Origin of the sequence: Methanothrix sp., assembly GCF_024518575.1 — an archaeon.
GTDB lineage: Archaea > Halobacteriota > Methanosarcinia > Methanotrichales > Methanotrichaceae > Methanothrix_B.
In genome coordinates this window covers 20,868-39,886 of the sequence record NZ_JANIHG010000013.1, presented here as the reverse complement: position 1 = coordinate 39,886, position 19,019 = coordinate 20,868, and the positions used below count along the sequence as shown (strand labels likewise).

16 protein-coding genes and 1 tRNA gene are annotated in these 19,019 nt (G+C 55.3%); 12 read left to right on the top strand and 5 right to left on the bottom strand.

Annotated elements, in window-relative coordinates; all coding sequences use genetic code 11:
- Positions 1 to 101 precede the first annotated feature (101 nt).
- Positions 102 to 263 (bottom strand): hypothetical protein, encoded by a 162-nt coding sequence (locus tag NQU42_RS04360; RefSeq protein ID WP_296609361.1) that lies wholly within the window; start codon positions 261 to 263, stop codon positions 102 to 104.
- A gap of 56 nt (positions 264 to 319) precedes the next feature.
- Between NQU42_RS04360 and NQU42_RS04355 the strand changes: the two genes are divergently transcribed.
- Positions 320 to 820, top strand: coding sequence for a hypothetical protein (locus tag NQU42_RS04355; RefSeq protein ID WP_296609359.1), 501 nt, complete (start codon positions 320 to 322; stop codon positions 818 to 820).
- Positions 821 to 1,329: 509 nt separating this feature from the next.
- Here NQU42_RS04355 and NQU42_RS04350 read toward each other — a convergent pair.
- A complete protein-coding gene (locus NQU42_RS04350; RefSeq protein ID WP_296609357.1) occupies positions 1,330 to 3,792 on the bottom strand; it encodes a U32 family peptidase in 2,463 nt (820 codons plus the stop codon).
- Positions 3,793 to 3,923: 131 nt separating this feature from the next.
- Between NQU42_RS04350 and NQU42_RS04345 the strand changes: the two genes are divergently transcribed.
- The 6 genes from NQU42_RS04345 (at position 3,924) to NQU42_RS04320 (ending at position 13,366) form a co-directional block, all read left to right on the top strand.
- Positions 3,924 to 4,011: transfer RNA gene (locus tag NQU42_RS04345), tRNA-Arg, on the top strand.
- Positions 4,012 to 4,507: 496 nt separating this feature from the next.
- Positions 4,508 to 6,199 (top strand): thermosome subunit beta, encoded by a 1,692-nt coding sequence (thsB, locus tag NQU42_RS04340; RefSeq protein WP_296609356.1) that lies wholly within the window; start codon positions 4,508 to 4,510, stop codon positions 6,197 to 6,199.
- A gap of 495 nt (positions 6,200 to 6,694) precedes the next feature.
- Complete coding sequence (gene fdhF / locus NQU42_RS04335; RefSeq protein ID WP_296609354.1) at positions 6,695 to 9,460, top strand: formate dehydrogenase subunit alpha; 2,766 nt, start codon at positions 6,695 to 6,697, stop codon at positions 9,458 to 9,460.
- Complete coding sequence (locus tag NQU42_RS04330) at positions 9,444 to 10,328, top strand: sulfide/dihydroorotate dehydrogenase-like FAD/NAD-binding protein (protein ID WP_296609352.1); 885 nt, start codon at positions 9,444 to 9,446, stop codon at positions 10,326 to 10,328. The genes fdhF (NQU42_RS04335) and NQU42_RS04330 overlap by 17 nt, the downstream gene beginning before the upstream one ends.
- 54 nt (positions 10,329 to 10,382) lie before the next feature.
- Positions 10,383 to 12,389, top strand: coding sequence for a formate dehydrogenase subunit alpha (fdhF, locus tag NQU42_RS04325; protein WP_296609351.1), 2,007 nt, complete (start codon positions 10,383 to 10,385; stop codon positions 12,387 to 12,389).
- Positions 12,386 to 13,366 (top strand): 4Fe-4S dicluster domain-containing protein, encoded by a 981-nt coding sequence (locus NQU42_RS04320; RefSeq protein ID WP_296609349.1) that lies wholly within the window; start codon positions 12,386 to 12,388, stop codon positions 13,364 to 13,366. Before fdhF (NQU42_RS04325) ends, NQU42_RS04320 begins: the two co-directional genes overlap by 4 nt.
- 176 nt (positions 13,367 to 13,542) lie before the next feature.
- On the opposite strand, the gene NQU42_RS04315 is transcribed toward NQU42_RS04320, so the two are convergent.
- The 3 genes from NQU42_RS04315 to NQU42_RS04305 form a co-directional block, all read right to left on the bottom strand.
- The gene (locus NQU42_RS04315; protein WP_296609347.1) at positions 13,543 to 13,746 is read right to left on the bottom strand and encodes a hypothetical protein; all 204 of its coding nucleotides are present in this window, start codon (positions 13,744 to 13,746) and stop codon (positions 13,543 to 13,545) included.
- A 327-nt stretch (positions 13,747 to 14,073) separates the two neighbouring features.
- A complete protein-coding gene (gene thiI / locus NQU42_RS04310; RefSeq protein WP_296609364.1) occupies positions 14,074 to 15,210 on the bottom strand; it encodes a tRNA uracil 4-sulfurtransferase ThiI in 1,137 nt (378 codons plus the stop codon).
- A 13-nt stretch (positions 15,211 to 15,223) separates the two neighbouring features.
- Positions 15,224 to 15,400: a DUF5350 domain-containing protein gene (locus NQU42_RS04305; RefSeq protein WP_296609345.1), complete on the bottom strand. Its 177-nt coding sequence runs from the start codon at positions 15,398 to 15,400 to the stop codon at positions 15,224 to 15,226.
- A gap of 145 nt (positions 15,401 to 15,545) precedes the next feature.
- Between NQU42_RS04305 and NQU42_RS04300 the strand changes: the two genes are divergently transcribed.
- The 5 genes from NQU42_RS04300 to NQU42_RS04280 all read left to right on the top strand — a co-directional run bounded on the left by NQU42_RS04300 (position 15,546) and on the right by NQU42_RS04280 (position 19,019).
- Positions 15,546 to 15,980 (top strand): DUF1232 domain-containing protein, encoded by a 435-nt coding sequence (locus NQU42_RS04300; protein WP_296609343.1) that lies wholly within the window; start codon positions 15,546 to 15,548, stop codon positions 15,978 to 15,980.
- Positions 15,981 to 16,227: 247 nt separating this feature from the next.
- Positions 16,228 to 16,584 carry a hypothetical protein gene (locus tag NQU42_RS04295; RefSeq protein ID WP_296609342.1) on the top strand — a complete coding sequence of 119 codons (357 nt, stop codon included), beginning with the start codon at positions 16,228 to 16,230 and terminating at the stop codon, positions 16,582 to 16,584.
- Positions 16,585 to 16,750: 166 nt separating this feature from the next.
- The gene (nth, locus tag NQU42_RS04290; protein WP_296609339.1) at positions 16,751 to 17,401 is read left to right on the top strand and encodes an endonuclease III; all 651 of its coding nucleotides are present in this window, start codon (positions 16,751 to 16,753) and stop codon (positions 17,399 to 17,401) included.
- A 213-nt stretch (positions 17,402 to 17,614) separates the two neighbouring features.
- The gene (locus tag NQU42_RS04285; RefSeq protein ID WP_296609337.1) at positions 17,615 to 18,004 is read left to right on the top strand and encodes a metalloregulator ArsR/SmtB family transcription factor; all 390 of its coding nucleotides are present in this window, start codon (positions 17,615 to 17,617) and stop codon (positions 18,002 to 18,004) included.
- A 13-nt stretch (positions 18,005 to 18,017) separates the two neighbouring features.
- A complete protein-coding gene (locus NQU42_RS04280) occupies positions 18,018 to 19,019 on the top strand; it encodes a rhodanese-like domain-containing protein (protein ID WP_296609335.1) in 1,002 nt (333 codons plus the stop codon).

Genomic DNA, 19,019 nt, shown 5'->3' with positions numbered 1-19,019 from the left:
GGTTCAACGATAATTGCAGATATCAATGCATCCCACATGTCAGATCGCCCACCGGATGGAGCAGGGGTTCAATGATACGGCAGCGATTCGCTATGGATCTCTCAGACCTTCTTCTCCAGCTCCTCCAGCGCCTCGGGAGGGAGCTGCCTGACGATATCTATCTTCTTCACGCACCGGGTAGGGATCCCGTACTTCTTGGCTATCGGCCTAAGATCCTTCATGGTGTACTTTGCCGCGATCTCCTCAGGATCCAATACAACCACCTCTCTGAGATCACAAGAATCATAAACATATATATTCTCATCTCACAGGGGTTTGCTTGGCGGAGTTCGAATGGGAGCTTGTTAGGGCATTCAATAGATTCTTCGAGAGAGAGAAGATCGAGGCGATCGCATACAGGCTCAGGCAGGCCAGGTTCTCCGCACAGCACATGGATGTGCTTGTCGACTCAAGGTACCCTGAGTACTACCTCGCTATTGAGTGCAAGAGCCTTGCCGCAGAGGGGCCTCTTTATTTCAAGCAGCACTTCTCCTGCGATCAGATCGAGAGGGAGAGCAGGTTCATAGAGCTCTCGGGTCGCACAGGGGTGCTGGCAGTTGAGTTCCGTGGAGGTAGAGGCAGATCGAAAATCGCTCATCTGATACCATGGTCTGTCGTGAAGGATATCCGCGATTCAGGCATGTCGTGCCTGGGCATCGAGACGGTCGAGAGCTATCCGGAGATCCCCAGAATCCAGGGCGGATACTGGCTGAGCCACGAGATCATCTCAGAGGTGTATAACGCATGTCGATACAGAGAGGACTCTGAAAACCGTGGTTAAAATCGCCACATGCTGCATTCGAGTGAGAGATCTTCAGGGCGCAAGCTCCAATCTTTGGAGTAAGCCGTTATATGATTTATTCCACATTCCGCATTATCACCCCATTCCGCAGTAATTTTCGCATTCTGGACGATAACGGTCAGGCACTTATTAGTGATAAGTGCTGTGTTGGATAAGTCCTAAAATTCTTAACCGAATGCCATTAGGGGTAAAGATGGAGATTAGCCAAGAATCGATGCCTAGAGATGGAATTCTGAAAAAGTTATCCGACACAGCAGTGATAAGGCAGAAGACCCCCTGAAAGGGGACGAATGCCCTGCGCTGACAGAAATGATTGCCAAAAGCAACGTCTTGAGATCGAGAAAACGTGGCTTGTCTGGCTGAAAGCGCTGACAGGCCATCAAACCGACGGATATTCATGGGGCAGAGCCTGTTCTGAGACCAAGGGATCTGTGAAACCTTCGACCCGCTTCGACTTCGACAAAAGCCCCTCAGTGGAAGGGAGGAGGTCACGTTGGAGCTGTGGACGCGGAGCTGCCCAGACATTCGTCCGCGTCTGCAACACCCTTGAGGAAGTGGGCCGTGGTTATCCCGCCCATGGCAATCTGCCTCACCCTTCTCTTGAGCTCAGGGATCGCTGAAGGCTCCCTCACAGCCCTCGAGTATATCTCAGCCATCTCCCTGGAGTACCTCCCAGTCCTCCATCTGGCGTCTATCGCCACCGAATCCACGCCGAGCGACGCGATCCGCGGGATGTGATCCAGGAGGCAGGTCTCCACGCTGTTCAGTATGTTCGTAACGCCTGTAGAATCCATCCGCACAGGAAAGATGCGCCTGCGATCTCGGATTGCGCATATATCGCTTCTTCCTGAGATGAGACGGTCCTCTGTAACAGCGATCACGATGTTTCCCTGGGCGATCAGCTCGAGATCAGGTCTCTCGCGGAGAGCTGCGATGGAGGAGATCTGGCGCGCGGAGAGCTCAGGTGAGAGCGTCAGGGATCTCACTCCGGAGAGCATGCACACGCTCAGTGAGTTCCAGATGTTCAGCCCCTGTCCTCCGAAGATCTCCCCTCCATATCTCTCTGCGGCCTCGAGAGCGCCCAGGTTCTCTACCATGATCTTGTCGACCGGAACATCGCGCAAAACATCTCCTGCAGTGCGCAGAAAACGATCCCTGTTGATCCTGGGCCACTTCCAGACCAGCTCTGCGCGCCCCTCACAGAGATCGCGGGCCCGCTCCAGTGCAGAGGCCAGATCATGTCCATCTGAGATCAGCGGCTCGAAGTACACCCTCTCCGCGCCGCCTGCCAGCGCGCCCTCGACCACCTCCAGGGTGTCGGCATAAACTGATATCCCCAGCCGTTCAGCTTTCCTATCACTCCTATCAAAGGCTGGCGTTCTTCTTCCGGTGCAAACCCTTCTGTGCGCACGCAAAAGAGCGGTCTCTGCAGCTCTGAGAATATCCCTTCTGAGCTGGTTTAGGTTCGCCGGCGTGGTGTAAAGACCCCCTGGATAATCGATGACTATATCCCTGAAGGCAAACTGGGTACCGCCGGTCCTCCGGAGGTGGGACTCTATCTGTGAGGCGCTCAGGGGCAGCGTTCTTGCAGCCTCCATGACAAAGCCCCCCCTCACAGAGGCCTCCAACCTCCCTGACGGCCCGTCAAGATACACAACCGCAACCGGCATCCCATCATCAAAGGATATCCGCAGATCGAGTGGGATCGGCCCTCTCCCTTTTCTGATGATCCTCTCCGCATCCTCCTTCAGGCGGGCTGATCGTGTTATGTAAACATCCATCCCAGAGCTGGCCCCCTCAGGCACCCTCAGCCTGAACACACCGTCCCTTGGATGGACCTTCTCTCTGACCACGAATCCAATCTCCTCTGATCCGGAGCGGAGCACAACCCCGTCTCCGGGCTCGGGAAGGATCCCGCCGGTTGTAGATACAACCGCAACACTGCCTGAGCAGCTAAGGATCCTGCCCACCATGACGCCCCTGTTGTCCGGCATCTCCCTTCCCATGATATCAGCTGCGCCCAGGATGTATCCCTCTGTAAAGCCCCTGTTGAACGCGAGCGCGAGCCTCTGGATCTCCATCTCATCAGGTGCCCAATCGCCTCGCGCTATGCCATCAAGCGCATCTCTGTATACCCTAGTCACAACCGCGACATATTCTGGTGACTTCATCCTCCCCTCGATCTTGACCGCATCGACGCCAGCTGCGACGATCTTATCAAGAGATGAATACGTGCAGAGATCGCGGGTGGAGAGCAGATAGCACTCAGATCCCGCCCTTCTCAGGTCTCTCAGTCTTCCATATCCGTCTGCAGAGCCTCTGAGCAGCGTGTAGGGCTTCCTGCACGGCTGGGCGCACATCCCGCGGTTTCCGCTCCTCCCGCCCATAGATGAGGAGAGGAGACACTGGCCTGAGTAAGAGTAGCAGAGAGCGCCGTGCACGAAGACCTCAAGCCCGATGCCCCGATCATCGGAGGCTCTTTTTATATCTTTTATTTCATCAAGAGATAGCTCCCTGGCGAGCACCACCCGCTTCAGCCCATTCCTTGCAGCCCAGACGACCCCATCTGTGCTGTGGATCGTCATCTGGGTTGAGGCATGGAGCTCCAGCTCAGGGACGATATCCCTGGCGAGGCGGACGACCCCGGGGTCCTGCACGAGTACAGCATCTGCGCCGATCTCGCAGAGCTCTGTGAGGTGATCCTCCAGCTCGTCGATCTCTCCATCATGAACGAGCGTGTTCACGGTCACGTAGACCCTCACGCCTCTCGCATGAGCGTAATCCACTGCATTCTCCAGGCTGGGAAAGTTCTCAGCGAACATGCGCGCGCTGAAGCGCCTTCCTCCAAGGTAGACGGCATCCGCTCCAGCTGAAACGGCCGCGACCAGCGCATCCCATGAGCCAGCAGGTGCCAGAAGCTCAGGTATCGCATCCCTTCCTCTCAAACTCATTGCAGATCAATTCTGCCACGCCATCGTTAATATGCGTATCCTGCATTATCGTCTGAATGCCCTATACATATTGGAAGATCTTGTAACGCCTGGAAAGGTTAATAACAGGGGGAGCACGAGGTGATCCACGCGGGCTCGTGGGGTAGAGGACATCCTAGCGGGCTTCGGAGATCTCATCGAGGAGACCCGCTGACCTGGGTTCGATTCCCAGCGAGTCCGTTTTCCTGACATGGCTTCCAGTTGTTGGTCATATCTCCTTAGCTCAGACGCGCGTGACCTCATGGGCGGCATCGCTTGCGTTTACCAACTTGGATGTTGGCAATCTGGTCAGGCACTCTTATCCTTGAGATCTGCAGCAAGCGATCTCGCAGGATTCGTTATCTTTCATGTCATTGAGCGCAGTCATTCATCGATTTGAGCCCACAAACGCTATTATGGCTGCTGGAATCAAACATGTTCGCCACGAATGATGGTTACCTCTGATTCGAGCTGTCATAAGAGCGCGTGTTATTGTGTCATTGCACGCTGATTCCTGAAGCTCATCCGGTTAATCTAGCCCACAACCAAAAGCAGTCGAACATGTACCCAACTGAATACACAGACCAACCAAACGATCTCCTCGAACCCGCTTCTGTAATCGCCCGACGCAGGCGGTCTTGGAAATTCTTTTATAGAAGATCAAATACTGTGATCCTGCGATAGTGGAGGCGAGCTTATGGCTGCATTAGGAGGAGTACCGGTAATCATACTCAAGGAGGGCACCCAGAGGGAGTCTGGCAGAGAGGCCATCGAGAACAACATAATGGCAGCACGTGCGGTCGCAAACGCCGTGAAGACAACCCTGGGGCCGAAGGGGATGGACAAGCTTCTTGTTGATGCGCTTGGGGATGTCACGATAACCAATGATGGAGTCACAATACTCAAAGAGATGGAGGTGCAGCATCCAGCTGCAAAGATGGTGGTTGAGGCATCGAAGACCCAGGACAAGGAGGTCGGAGATGGCACCACAACAGTGGCCATACTGATAGGCGAGCTGCTGAAACATGCGAGAGAGCTCATGGAGAAGGGTCTGCATCCGACGGTGATCGCGCGAGGCTACGCAATGGCAGCAGGAAAGGCTGTGGAGTTCCTGAACAGCATAGCGAGAGATGTCTCGGAGAAGGACAGGGAGCTTCTGGAGAAGGTCGCCATAACCGCGATGACCGGAAAGCTCGCTGAGACCCCAAGCCACAAGGTCGCCAGATACGCTGTCGATCTCGTGCTCTCCACAATTGACAAGTTCAATGGGAAGACTGTCGTCGATCTTGACAACGTGATGGTTGAGAAGAGGGTCGGCGGCGGGATCGAGGACTCGGAGCTTGTCAGGGGAGTGATCATAGACAAGGAGAGGGTCCACCAGAACATGCCGAAGAGGGTGGAGAACGCGAGGATAGCGCTGCTGAACGTCCCGATCGAGAGGAGGGACACAGAGACGAAGGCGGAGATATCGATCACATCCGGCGACCAGTTCCAGCTCTTCATGGACCATGAGAAGGAGGAGATCAGGAAGGTCGTGGATAAGGTGATCAGAAGCGGCGCAAATGTGGTCTTCTGCCAGAAGGGCATCGATGATCTCGCACAGCACTTCCTGGCCAAGGCGGGGATCATGGCGTACCGCAGGATGAGAAAGAGCGATCTTGAGAAGCTCTCCCGCGCCACAGGTGGCAGGCTCATAACAAACCTGGATGAGCTGAAGCCGGAGGATCTCGGCGAGGCGGCTCTCGTCGAGGAGAGGATCGTGGGCGCAGGGCCGATGACCTTCGTCACAGGATGCAAGAATCCTGGATACCTATCGCTGATACTCCGCGGTGGCACACAGCAGGTCGTAGACAGCCTGGAGAGGGCGCTGGATGATGCTCTACACGCTGTTGCCACAGCGATTGAGAGCGGCAAACTGCTGGCCGGAGGCGGCGCACCTGAGACCGCTGTGAGCATAAGGCTGAGGCAGTACGCAGCATCTCTGAAGGGGCGAGAGCAGCTCGCGGTCGAGAAGTTCGCCGAGGCGATCGAGGTGGTGCCGAAGACGCTCGCAGAGAACGCCGGCTTCAATCCGATAGACAAGATGGTCGCTCTGAGAAGCAAACACGAAAAGTTTGGCAGCACTTACGGACTTAACGCATACACAGGAGAGATCGTGGACATGTGGGATATCGGGGTCGTCGAGCCTCTCAGGGTCAAGATCCAGGCGATCTACTCTGCAACGGATGCAGCCAACCTCATACTCAGAATAGACGATGTGATCGCCGCCAAGAAGAAGGAGGGCGAGGAGAAGGAGGGCCAGATGCAGGGCGGAATGCCCGGAATGGGCGAAATGGGTGGAATGGGTGGAATGGGCGGAATGGGAGGATTTCCACCAGGGATGATGTGAGCCTTGTGGTTTCACATCACACCAATTTTTATCCTGTGATCTTCGATATGCCAATCCCTGCACGCTGCATGAATTTCCAATAGTGGCAATTTTGTGTCGTGTGCTCGAACCATTGAGATGCACAGCGAATTCCATGCTGAAGCCGTGCTCCCATCATAGACGGTCGATTCACGGCCTGTGGTTCAGCTAAATCAATCCGGGGAGCGATCTCTGACGCACCGTATTTGTTCGAGAGTACGATGGATGATGCGTCCCAAATATCCGTGGGCCATCCGGTGAACTTGAGTCTGTGCCTCCACAGCAGCTCACCGTGCTGTGTTGAATAATGTTTGAGAATCCGATAGTAGAGGCTGGATTCATACGAATTGCAATTCTAGTAAAAATCGATAGCTCTCGACCTTAGAACTCTTAATTATTCAACACAGCAGCTCACCGGCAATCTTCTAATACAATCAGCCCAAACCCGCGGCGAGTGATCTCGCGAGCGGTATTGACATGGACGAGATATGCCTTACGATCGACGGTGTTGAGGTGATGGTCCCGAGAGGGACAACGATCCTGAATGCAGCGCGGAAGGCCGGGATCTACATCCCCGCGCTCTGCGATCACCCGGATCTGAAGCCCATAGGCATGTGCAAGCTCTGCATAGTCGAGATCGCAGGCTGGGAGACGTATCCTACATCCTGCACCACGTATGCGGAGAGAGGTATGGTCGTCCGCACCGTAACCCCGGAGATACAGGAGATCAGGAGGAACACGCTGGAGCTCCTGCTTGCGATCACCAGCCACCCCGTGAGCTGCCTGATCTGCGAGCGCAAACGCGACTGCTCCGAGCTCAAGGAGTGCATGCGCAAGTTTCCCGCCACTGTGGGATGCAAGTACTGCCCGAAGGACGGGGAGTGCGAGATTCAAAGGGCCGCAGAGTATCTCGGTCTCGAGCGGATCAGGTACCCTGTCTCATACAAGGGATTGCCGGTCCTCAGGGAGCCATTCTTCGATCGGGATTACAATCTCTGCATAATGTGCGGAAGATGCGCCAGGATATGCTCTGAGCTCAGGGGCGAGGGAGTTCTGCACATGATCGCGGACTACCACAGAGGCAGCCGGATTGGACCAGCGTCGCTCATCGAGAGCAACTGCAAGTTCTGCGGGGCATGCGTCGATGCCTGCCCGACCGGCGCTCTTTACGCGCGGATCGAGAAGTGGGAGAGAGCTGAAAGGAGCGCGGTGACAACATGCCCCTTCTGCGGGGTCGGCTGCCAGATGGAAGTCGGTGCAAGAAACAACCACATCGTCAGGGTCAGAGGTCACAGGGATGGTGCTAATGAAGGACAGCTCTGCGTGAAGGGCAGGTTCGGGCTGGAGTTCGCAGAGAGCCCGGATCGTCTCAGAAACCCTATGATAAGAAGAGACGGCGTGCTCGTTAGCGCCACCTGGGACGAGGCGCTGGATCTGATCGCAGAGCGTCTCAGCTCATGCAGAGGCGATGGGTTCGGCATGGTGGCATCTGCGAAGTGCACCAACGAGGAGGCATATCTGGCTCAGAAATTCGCCAGGGTCGTCATGGGCACGAACAACATAGACAACTGCGCAAGGCTCTGCCACGCATCAACGATATCGGGTCTATCAATTGCGATAGGAAGCGGCGCGATGACCAACTCCATAGATGATATCAGGAGCGCTGGATGCATACTGGTCATAGGATCGAACACCACAGAGCAGCACCCAGTGATAGGCCTTCGCATAAAGGAGGCGAAGCGGAGGGGCGCCAGGATCATCGTGGCAAACCCGCGCTGGATCGAGCTGTGCGATATCGCAGACATCTGGCTCAGGAACCGTCCGGGGACGGATCTCCCTCTCATCCTGGGTATGTGCAAATCGATAAATGATGATGGGCTCGCAGACATGGGATTCATCAGGGATCGCACCGAGGGCTTCGAGGATTTTGCGAGATCTCTCGATGATCTTCAGATGGATGTCATCTCCAAAATCACTGGCGTTGAGGAATCGCTCATCAAAGAGGCTGCGCTCTTCTACGCGAACGGCAAACCATCCTCAATAATATACTCGATGGGCATTACACAGCACGCCTCTGGAACCGATAACGTGCTCGCACTCGCGAATCTGGCGATGATGACAGGAAACATAGGCTTGCCCGGTGGTGGGATAAACCCGCTACGCGGGCAGAACAATGTCCAGGGGGCATGTGATATGGGAGCTCTCCCTAATATGCTACCGGGATACCGGAGCATTCTGAGCGCCGAGGCCAGGGCCATGATCGAGGGAATCTGGGGGATGAGTATACCTGAGCGCCCCGGTCTTACGCTCGTGGAGATGTTCGATGCTGCGAGAAGCGGCAGAATAAAGGCGATGTACATCATAGGAGAGAACCCTGTGCTCAGCGAGCCTGATGGAGGGCATGTCATCGAGGCTCTGAGGAGCCTGGATTTTCTCGTCGTGCAGGACATATTCCTCACAGAGACAGCGCAGCTCGCCGATGTCGTGCTCCCAGCTGCATGCTCCCTGGAGAAGGACGGGACCTTCACATCCACAGAGCGAAGGGTCCAGATGGTTCGCAGGATCCTGGATCCGCCGGGGGATGCAAGGCCGGACTGGTGGATTCTCCAGGAGCTGGCGCTCAGAATGGGCTACAGAAAGGGATTCTCGTTCAGCTCCACCGCGGAGATAATGCGCGAGATCTCCAGGGTCGCAGGGATCTACGGCGGAATATCCCACGAGAGGCTCGAGGGAAGAGGAATACAGTGGCCGTGTCCTGACTCAAGCCACCCCGGGACACCGTATCTGCACAGGGATGGCTTTGCAAATGGAAGAGGCAGATTCAGGGTCCTGAGATACAGGCCACCTGAGGAGCTTCCTGACAGCGAGTATCCGATGGTGCTTCTCACAGGGAGGATTCTCTATCACTACCACACTGGTACAATGACCAGAAGGGTTCACGATCTGGAGTACCTGCGAGGAGAGGAGGTGGTTGAGATAAACCCGGAGGACGGAATGGCCCTGGGAATAAATGACAGCGATCTTGTGGAGGTCTCATCCAGGCGTGGATCTGTTCGGGCGAGGGCCAGGCTCACAGAGAGATCCCCGAGAGGAACTGTGTTCATGACATTCCACTTCTCCGAGACCCCAACAAATGTATTAACATCCAGGTCCCTAGATCCTGTGGCAAAGATACCGGAGCTCAAGTTCTGCGCGGTTCGCATAAAAAAGATCCAGGGGTCGCAGCATGTACAGAATTTGTGAGAAAGAGGTTCTTGCGCCCAACATAATACACATGCGCTTCGAGGCGCCGCGGATCGCCGAGGCTGCCCGTCCGGGGCAGTTCCTCATACTCAGAGTGGATGATCGGGGGGAGAGGCTGCCCCTGAGCCTGGCTGGATGGGATCCAGAACTGGGCACCGTTGACGTCGTATTTTACGTTCTCGGAACGAGCACGATGAAGCTAGCATCACTGAAGGTGGGGGACAACGTGCTCAATCTGGCAGGACCGCTGGGCGAGCCGACGGAGGTATCTCGTTTTGGTGAGGTGATATGCGCCTGTGGATGCTTCGGGATCGGGCCTACAATTCCTCTCATAAAAGCCCTGAAGGATGCGGGGAACCGTGTTGTGACCGTGGTGGAGGGGCGCGGCAGGAGCTTCATATTCTGGGAGGAGAGGCTGAGGGATCTCAGCGACGAGCTGCATGTCGTCTTTGGAGATGGGAGCTGCAGCGAGCCTGGCTGGGCGAACAAGTTCATCTCCAGATATTTGGAGGAGGGCAACAGGGCTGACAGGATCTTCGTTCACGGCTGCCCCTTCATGATGATGGTCGTCTCAGAGGCGTCGAGGCCGTTCGGCGTCAAGACCGTGGTCAGCCTCACGCCCCTCATGGTCGATGGAACTGGTATGTGCGGGGCATGCAGGGTTGAGGTGGGTGGAGAGACCAGGTTCGCATGCGTGGATGGGCCGGACTTCGATGGCCATCTGGTGAACTGGAGGACGCTCACAAACAGGATGCGTCAGCTTGTTGATGAGGAGGATCTCTCCCAGCGGCTGTGGGAGAGGCGGAACTGGCACAGGCTTGTGCATATTCAGACAAACTGCAATACGAACGGTCGGTGTTACAGGTGATTGGCTTCAACTCTCGGAGGGCAATCGAGATGGCTGTGCATGCAGGTGATGGCGTTGGATGCGATTGAGACGACCTGCGTCTACTGCGGCTGCGGCTGTGGTCTTTATCTGCATGTGGAGAACAACAAGATAATCGCTGTCACCCCATCCCTGAAACCACCTGCCAGGGGAAGGCTCTGCGCAAAGGGCTGGCTCCTCCACGGCTTCGCGAACCATCCAGACAGGCTCAGGGAGCCGCTGATGCGCAGGGGAGATCGTCATGTTCAAACATCCTGGAGCGAGGCGCTCTCATTCATAGCGAGATCTTTTGATGAGATAAAGAGGGATTCAGGACCTGATGCACTCGCGGTTCTCACATCTGCGAAGGCGACGAACGAGGAGAACTATCTCCTCATGAAGCTCTGCCGTGCAGCACTTGGAACAAACAACATCGACAACGTCGCGCGGCTCTGCCATGCGCCCACGCTCTTCGCCCTCGGCTCATCTCTCGGTAGCGGGTCGATGACGAACCCGATAGCTAGCCTTCTCCACTCTGATGTGATAATGATCATCGGATCGAACACGACCGAGCAGCATCCTGCGGTCGCCCTTCACATCATGGAGGCCAGGAGGAACGGTGCCAGGATCGTAGCGGTGGATCCGAGGAGGACAAAGATGGCGAAGATCGCAGATCTCCACCTCCAGCTGAGGCCTGGCACAGATATAGCCCTTTTAAATGCGATCCTGAGCATCGTGATTCGCGAGGGGATGATCGATGAGGAGTTCATACGCTCGAGGACTGAGGGGTTCGTGGATATCCTCGATCATATCGCTGAATACACGCCTGAGGTCGCGGAGCGGATATGCGGTGTGCCAGCAGGGCTCATACACGATGCTGCTGTTATGTATGGTGGCGCAGAGGCTGCTGCGATCGTGTACGCTATGGGAATAACCCAGCATGCGCACGGCACGGACAACGTTCAGGCGATCGTCAATCTCGCGCTCGCAACCGGAAATCTCGGGAGGGACGGCTCCGGCATATATCCGCTTCGGGGCCACCAGAACGTGCAGGGCGCGTGCGATATGGGCGCGCTTCCCGATTACTACACCGGATACCAGAAGATATCTGAGTTCAGAGAGAAGTTCGAGGGTGCGTGGGATGTGGAGCTTCCCGCATCTCAGGGCATGACGGCGGTCGAGATCATGAGCTCCGCGGGATCTGAGATCAGGGGGATGTACATCTCAGGAGAGAACCCGGCCCTGAGCTACCCCGACAGCTCAAGGATCAGAAAGTCTCTGGAGTCTCTCGATCTCCTGGTGGTCTCAGAGATATTCCCGACGGAGACGACAAGGATGGCGGATGTTGTTCTTCCCATCGCATCGTTCGCAGAGAAGTACGGAACCGTGACATCAACAGAGAGAAAGGTACAGCTCATAAGAAAGGCGATCGATCCTCCAGGTAATGCGCTGCCGGAGTGGGTTGTGGCAGCTAGGCTCCTCGAGATCTTCGGCATCTCATCAGGTTACGATACCTCTGCTGATGTGATGAGGGAGATAGCGGCGCTGACACCGAGCTATGGCGGCATCTCACATGAGCGGCTGGAGCGCGGCGGCATCCACTGGCCATGCCCGACACAGGAGCACCATGGAACGCCCGTGCTTTACAGGGACGGTTTTCCGCGCGGGCGTGCTGTATTCAGGCATGTTGATCAGCGCGGTATGGAGGACGAGAGGTTCACGCTCATCATAGGCAGGAGCCAGTACCACTTCCACACAGGTAGCATGACCAGAAGGGTCTGCATCCTGGAGCGCGAGGTTCCTGAGGCGTTTGTTGATATGAATCCAAGAGATGCAGCAGCCCTTGGAATAAGAAACGGTACCGGCCTGATCCTGGAGTCTGAGAGCGGCACCATAAGGGCGAGGGCCAGGCTGAGCGATGACGTCAGGGAGGGCATGCTCTTCATGCCATTCCACTTCAGGGAATCGCCTGCGAATATGCTCACAGAATGGCAGCTCGATCGATTCTCGAAGATCCCGGCTCTTAAGATGGTATCGGTTAGCATAAGGAGAGAAGACGCATGATGTTCTTCCTAGAAAAGAGGGATCTACCTGAGCTGCTCAGAAGGGCGGGCGCGTTCTTCGAGATCATCGCTCCTGTTCTAATAAACGGAGAGCCGCAGCTCGTCTCATGGAGGGGAGAGGATCTCGCGCTCAGCGCTCCGAATCCGCTCCTTCCGCCCACGCGTCTCTTTCTCCCCCCGCGTGAAACGCTCTTCACATACCTCCAGGAGAGCGGCCTTTACACGTTCGAGGTCCCGGAGGTCAGGAATAGACTGATCTTTGGATTGAGGCCATGCGATCTCCGTGCCCTCTCCCTCCTGGACAGAATAATGCTCGCCGAGCCTTTCGATGAGCTGTACTCAAAACGCAGAAGATCAACTGCAATCATCGCTCTGAACTGCACAGAGCCAGATGAGAGCTGTTTCTGTGCCCAGATGGGGGCCGGACCAGAGGCGCATGAGGGCTTCGATCTCCTTCTCACAGATCTGGGAGAGCGCTATCTCCTGGAGACAGGGTCGCCTGCAGGCATCATGCTCGCGAGGGCATCAGAGGAGCTTCTTGAGAGGGGCGATGATGTGGAAAAGAGGAAGCTCATGAGGGAAAGCCGCGACAGGATCATGAGCGCCAGGCCCTGGCTCTCTCCGGAGCGCATGAGATCCAGGCTCAGAGAGATCGACTGGAGATCACTCTCAGAGGAATGCATCTCCTGCGGCGGATGCAGCTTCGTATGCCCCACGTGCCACTGCTTCACAATCGCAGATCTCGGCCTGCCGGACGGGGAGAGAATCAGGTGTGCGGACTCCTGCATACTCTCAGGATTTCACAGAATGGCATCCGGAGCCAACCCGAAGGCGAGAGCTGAAGAGAGGCTATCCTCATGGTACATGGAGAAGCTGGAGCACATGCCTGTGCGCACTGGACTGCTCGGGTGCGTTGGATGCGGAAGATGCGACAGGGTCTGCTTCTCAGGTCTGCACAGGACAGATATCTTCAGGTAAGCCCCGGAAAGGATTAGAAGCGCTGTTTCTACAGCTGTCTTCCATTTCTGGTTTGTGTGCTCGAACGATTGAAATCGCAACCTAAAGCCATGCAGGATTCTTCGCATGCCAGGACCAACACGAGGGTAAAAACGCAACTCAGAGCAATGCACGTAAAAGATATAGAATTGAAGGGATCAGCTGCTGGAGGAGAGCATATCCAGCTCTCTGGAGACCCTCTCAATCCTCTCCCGAAACTTCTCCCTGACAGCCTCTATCGCAAGATCCGCAAATCCTGTATCCTTGACAGCAGTTTCGAAGTCGTTTATGGCCTCCTCATACGACTTTATGTAAACATACATCATGGCAAGGTAAATGCTGCTGGTTTTGTTTATATCCATACAACCACTGGCTCCTGTGTGCTTCAAGCTCTTCGATTCAGAGAGCCGCAGGCCAGGTTGCGAATCCAGGTACTTATAGATGATTCATCTAAATGCTACCGTACAGAGGAGCGTCCCGAAACACGCCTGTAAATCAATAGACATGGTGGCAGAGACAGATGGAATGACAGAGCGACAAAGCCATCGACATCATCTAGATGTCATCGGGCAGCAGGCTCGAGCCGGTGCTCGGATCTCCAGAGGGATCAATGCCCACCATCGTAACACTTAATGACTCCTGCGAGATCACATGCATGCGTCCACGCAGGCGGTCATCGATCTGCCTGATTACAGAGGATGTTCCTCTCTCTTGATTCTCACGATCTCCATGCCGTCAGCGAGCTCCATCGCGAGCTCCTTCAGACCCAGCTCCCTCTCGATTCCGAGGATCTCATCGAGTTTTGCCTTCGTCACAGGCCGCCTCGGCGCTGCCCGGCACTGCTTGGATCCTGTGGATGCATCGTACGTGCCGATCCTGCGCGCCAGATCTACGATCTCGGTCTTGTCCATCGCGATCAGCGGATGATATACCGGCGCCTCGATCCCGACCTGCTCTGCCATGATGTTCTCAGGGGTCTGGGATGCCACCTGCCCAAGGGAGTATCCGGTCACGACGCCCTTTGCTCTCAGCCGTTTCATCACGAGAGAGGAGACGTGGTACATCAACCTTCTGCAAATAACACAGGTCTCCCTTGGGTATCTGGATGAGATCATCTCGATCGCACGTGCGTTGCGCACGATGATTAGATCGAGACGCCTTCCGGACATCCAGCCCTGAAGTATCTCAGCCTGTCTTATCACCTGCTCCCTGGCGTCAGAATATGGCGAAGCATCGAAGTGGAGCAACGATACAGGAGATCCGCGACGCATTATCAGCCATGCCGCCACTGGAGAGTCGATGCCGCCGGAGATCAGCGCGAGCATTCTGGACTGCGATCCCAGAGGGAGGCCCCCAACTCCCTGCAGGATCTCGGTGAAGACCAGCGCCCTCTCCGGGCGGGCCTCGACGAATATCTCCAGATCGGGGTTCTCAAGATCGACATCTGCTCCAGTGGCGCGCTGGACTGCAGCTCCGACCTCAACCGCTATCCTCTCGCTGGATACGTCGCCTCCGGCCCGCCTCGCGCGTATCGCGAAGCTCTTCGGCGAGCGCATAATGGCGATGCTCACCGCAAGCTCCGAGATCTCAGCTATCCCTGGCCTCACACTGTAGGCTGGACTGACCGAGACAACGCCGAAAACTCTGGAGATCGTGGAGGGCGCTCTATCATCTGAAGTATGGACGTATATCCTCCCGCCCTCCCCTGTCATCCTGAAATCTATACCGGCCGCGCGAAGATCGTGGGATATGTTCGCTCTCAGGAGCCTCTCCCAGCTCGACCTGGTCCATCTGTCCTTGAGAGCGACCTCTCCATACCGAACCAGAACAAGTTGGGGTTTATCTGGTGGCTGCAGCCTTCTCAGACCTCTTCATCCATCTGCGCCTGGAACCGCTGGATGTGTACTTGTGAAGGGGCCCCGGCTTCTTGTAGGATACTTCTGAGCTCGGTACCATGCGGACCTGTCCCTTTCGGCCCTTTATCTTTTGCCAGACTACACTTCCTGTCTTTCCCATGGTCACCGAGGTAGCCATGGCCTCAATTAAAAACCTTTCGTGATTGCTTGCACGCATGCGCCTATCAAACCGCATGAGACATGGCGGAAAGGTTAATTATCACCCGGTGATAATTCCCATCAAGGGCCTTCAGGGAGGGCACTCCTTGGATAGATTTGACAAGATACTCGAGAAGGACATAGAGGGCTATGAGGGAAAGCACAGCGATCTCGTGAGATACGCCCCCGCATTTTACAGGCTAATGAGCCGCATGCTCGGGGATCCGGAGCTGCCCAGACGCATGTGGAAGCTGGTCATAGCTGCGATAGCATATTTCATCCTGCCATCCGATATCATCCCCGAGGAATCGCACGGGGCAGAGGGCTATGTGGACGACATATTCCTGTGCGCCATGGTCGCTGATCAGGTGCGCACGGCCACAGGATCTGATGAGATACTCCTTAAGAACTGGGACGGCGATGAGCCTGTAATCCCGCTCATTCGCGATATACTTAGCAGAGAGAGGGAGCTGATAGGCGACAAGAAGGATGACCTCATGAGCTATATCGGCTATGAGGAGCTGATAAATGCCAGCCCATGAGCTCCTACAAACTCCTTGTGCAGCCCCTCATTTCGCTCTTGCATCCAGGCATTATTTTAGAAGTCGTCTCAAAATCGCCAGGCATATCGATTCGGTTTGGCGTATCTCCACTCACGTGAAGCACCCCTCATCACTCAGCTTAAATGTTTTCAAGACAGCTACTATTTTATAGCTGTCTCATGTATATCGCCCCTGCAAAAACACCATGCTTAAATATGATCCCCCACAAATCTAACACAGGATCTGTATGACGCGAATATCAGTTCTGTTCTTGGCTCTTGTCATATCCGTGATCTGTGCTGATGCAGCGGACTGGCTTGAGGGTGGGTACGTAGGCTCGCCCGACTACAGCGAGATAAGGCAATACTTCACAGACCCAATCTTCTATACGAAGGTTCCAGTATCTCAGCCGCTGAGCTTTTACAGGCCGTACACCGGCGCCTTACCATATCCTCTAACTCCAGTCCAGTCGGACTTCAGAAACAGATCTCTGGCCACGATTATCTGGGAGCCGTTTGAGGTGAACTGGACGAAGACGATGTTCACAGCGAAGAGCAGCTCCTCCTTGAGAGTCTTCAAGGACGGGACCTGGCAGAGCCTGTGATACCTGGCTGACAGGTCTGTATCTTATTTCTGGATAGGAGCTAGAAGCCTGTGGGTTCTGATGCGATAGAGACTGCAACGCTTCCACGAATCACGCAGATCTGGGAATGGAGCCCTCTGAAGTGATGTCTATCAGCTGTTCAATCTCTGATGATCGTCTTATTCGAGTGATAGAGATCCTGGAGAGCGTCTATGGTGTGCCTGAGGCCAGAAGCGTGGATCCACTCGATCTCCTGGTGATGACGATACTCTCACAGAACACGTCTGACATAAACTCCGGCAGGGCGTTTGAGCAGCTGAAGAGCAGATTCAGAAGCTATACTGAGCTCCTGGATGCTTCCGAGAAGGAGATCGCTGATGCGATCCGTCCGGGAGGCCTAGCCGATATAAAGGCCGCCAGGATCCGGGGGACTCTCGAGAGGCTGAGAGAGGACTTCGGCTCCGTGGATCTCTCTGCACTTAAGAAGATGAGCCCTGAGGAGGCAAGGAGTTATCTGACATCGATTCCAGGAATCGGACCGAAGACCGCATCTGTGCTCATGCTCTTCGGCTTCGGCATGCCTGCGATGCCGGTTGACACACACGTATATCGCGTCTCAAGAAGGATTGGACTGGTGCCAGAGAACGCAAGCATCGCTGAGACGCAGAGGATCCTGGAGGAGATCACCCCGCCTGAGAAGTATCTATCCCTTCACATTAACCTGATCCGCCACGGCAGGCTCGTCTGCAGGGCCAGGAATCCGCTCTGCGGGAAATGCGAGGTGAGCGGACTCTGCAGATACATGCAGACGAGACATATCACAGGCGCAAGCTTTTAATAGTGGGATGTGTTAACTGCGTAAAACTGATTTTATCTGTTTTTCGCTCAGCCGTGTTGAATAATTAAGAGCTCTAAGGTCGATAGCTATCGATTTTTACTAGAATTGCAATTCGTATGAATCCGGCCTATGCTATCGGATTCTCAAACATTATTCAACACAGCAGCTCAGTGGAAATTCTTATATATCGAGAAATGTCGATACGTAAGCAGAATGCCTGAAATTACTGACCGATCTGTGGAGAAGCTCGCAAGGCTGATCGGTGATGAGGAGCGTGCGAGGCTCAAGATCCAGAGGCTTCGCTCTCTGGCAGACCTCATAGAGAGTGATGTACAGGATGAGGTGAGTATCTTCAAGGCGCTCTCGGATCCCTGCAGGCTTGCAATACTCAAGCTCCTCCAGAATGGAGAGTTCTGCGTCTGCGAGATCATGATCGCGCTGGATCGGCCGCAATCGACGACATCCCATCACCTCTCCATACTGAAGGATGCAGGGCTCATAAAAGAGCGGAAGGTTGGAAAGTGGTCGAACTACCGCCTTGCGGATGGTGCCGTGATTGAGATCATGAACCAGGCACGCTTGCTCTCCAGGTTACAGAAATGACCAGATGATCAAGATGACGGTAAAGATTGTAACACTTCTAATGGCATCCGCTATGCTGCTGTCACTGCCATCAGCGCTCGCGGGCTGCGCATGCTCTGCCGGAGGCACATGGGATCCCTACGCATTCCTGAACTACAACCCCAGCCAGGGCGTAAGCTCCAGCTCAGATGGCAGGAGCGTTCTGCAGGACGATTACAGATCAGATGAATTCACAAATGGAGATCTTCTCAGGCCAATGCCATCTGTCTCCAGCTCTGATACGGTATTGACTATCTCCGGAGACGGCTCGGATGAGGGCGTTTACGTGAAGGGCGCTCTTAGGCTAAGTCGGGGCTCGCTGGTGAATCAGAATGGCACTCTGAAAAGCCCCGAGGAGATCGCGAGAGCTCTTGGAAGCATCGGTGTGGATCCTTCAGACAGAATTGTTGTATACGGTGACCATTTGGGCGACGCTGCCCTGGGATTCCTTGCCCTGAAGTATGTGGGTCACAGGGATGTGAGCCTTCTTGACGGAGGTGTCGAGAGATGGAGATCGATGGGTCTTCCCGTGCAGAGCACCCCATCTGTGAGGGCGGAGGGCGTTTACATCCCGGACAAACAGGATCTTGTGGCAACATATGATTATGTCATTAGCGGAGAGGCTCAGATCGTCGATGCCAGGCCCTTCAGGGATTTCGGACTCTCCAGGATTCCCGGGGCCATCCATATAGATTCTGAAAGGCTCATCGATGGGGACAGGATCGTGGACAACGCGAGCCTGGAGAGCCTGTTTGCGCCCCTCCAGAGAGGAAGACCTGTGGTCGTTTACTCCGAGAACCCGGATCAATCATCTCTGGTGTGGTTCGCCCTTCAGCTCATGGGCTACAATGCCACGATCTACTCCTGGAGCGACTGGATCTCGCACACCACAACAGTGAATCAAAACGCGCCCGGCGCGCTCGGCCGCAGCTCCAGCGCCGTGACTGGGTCTGAGGTCACAGGGTCCGGTAGCAGGTACAGAAAGCTGGGAAGGTGA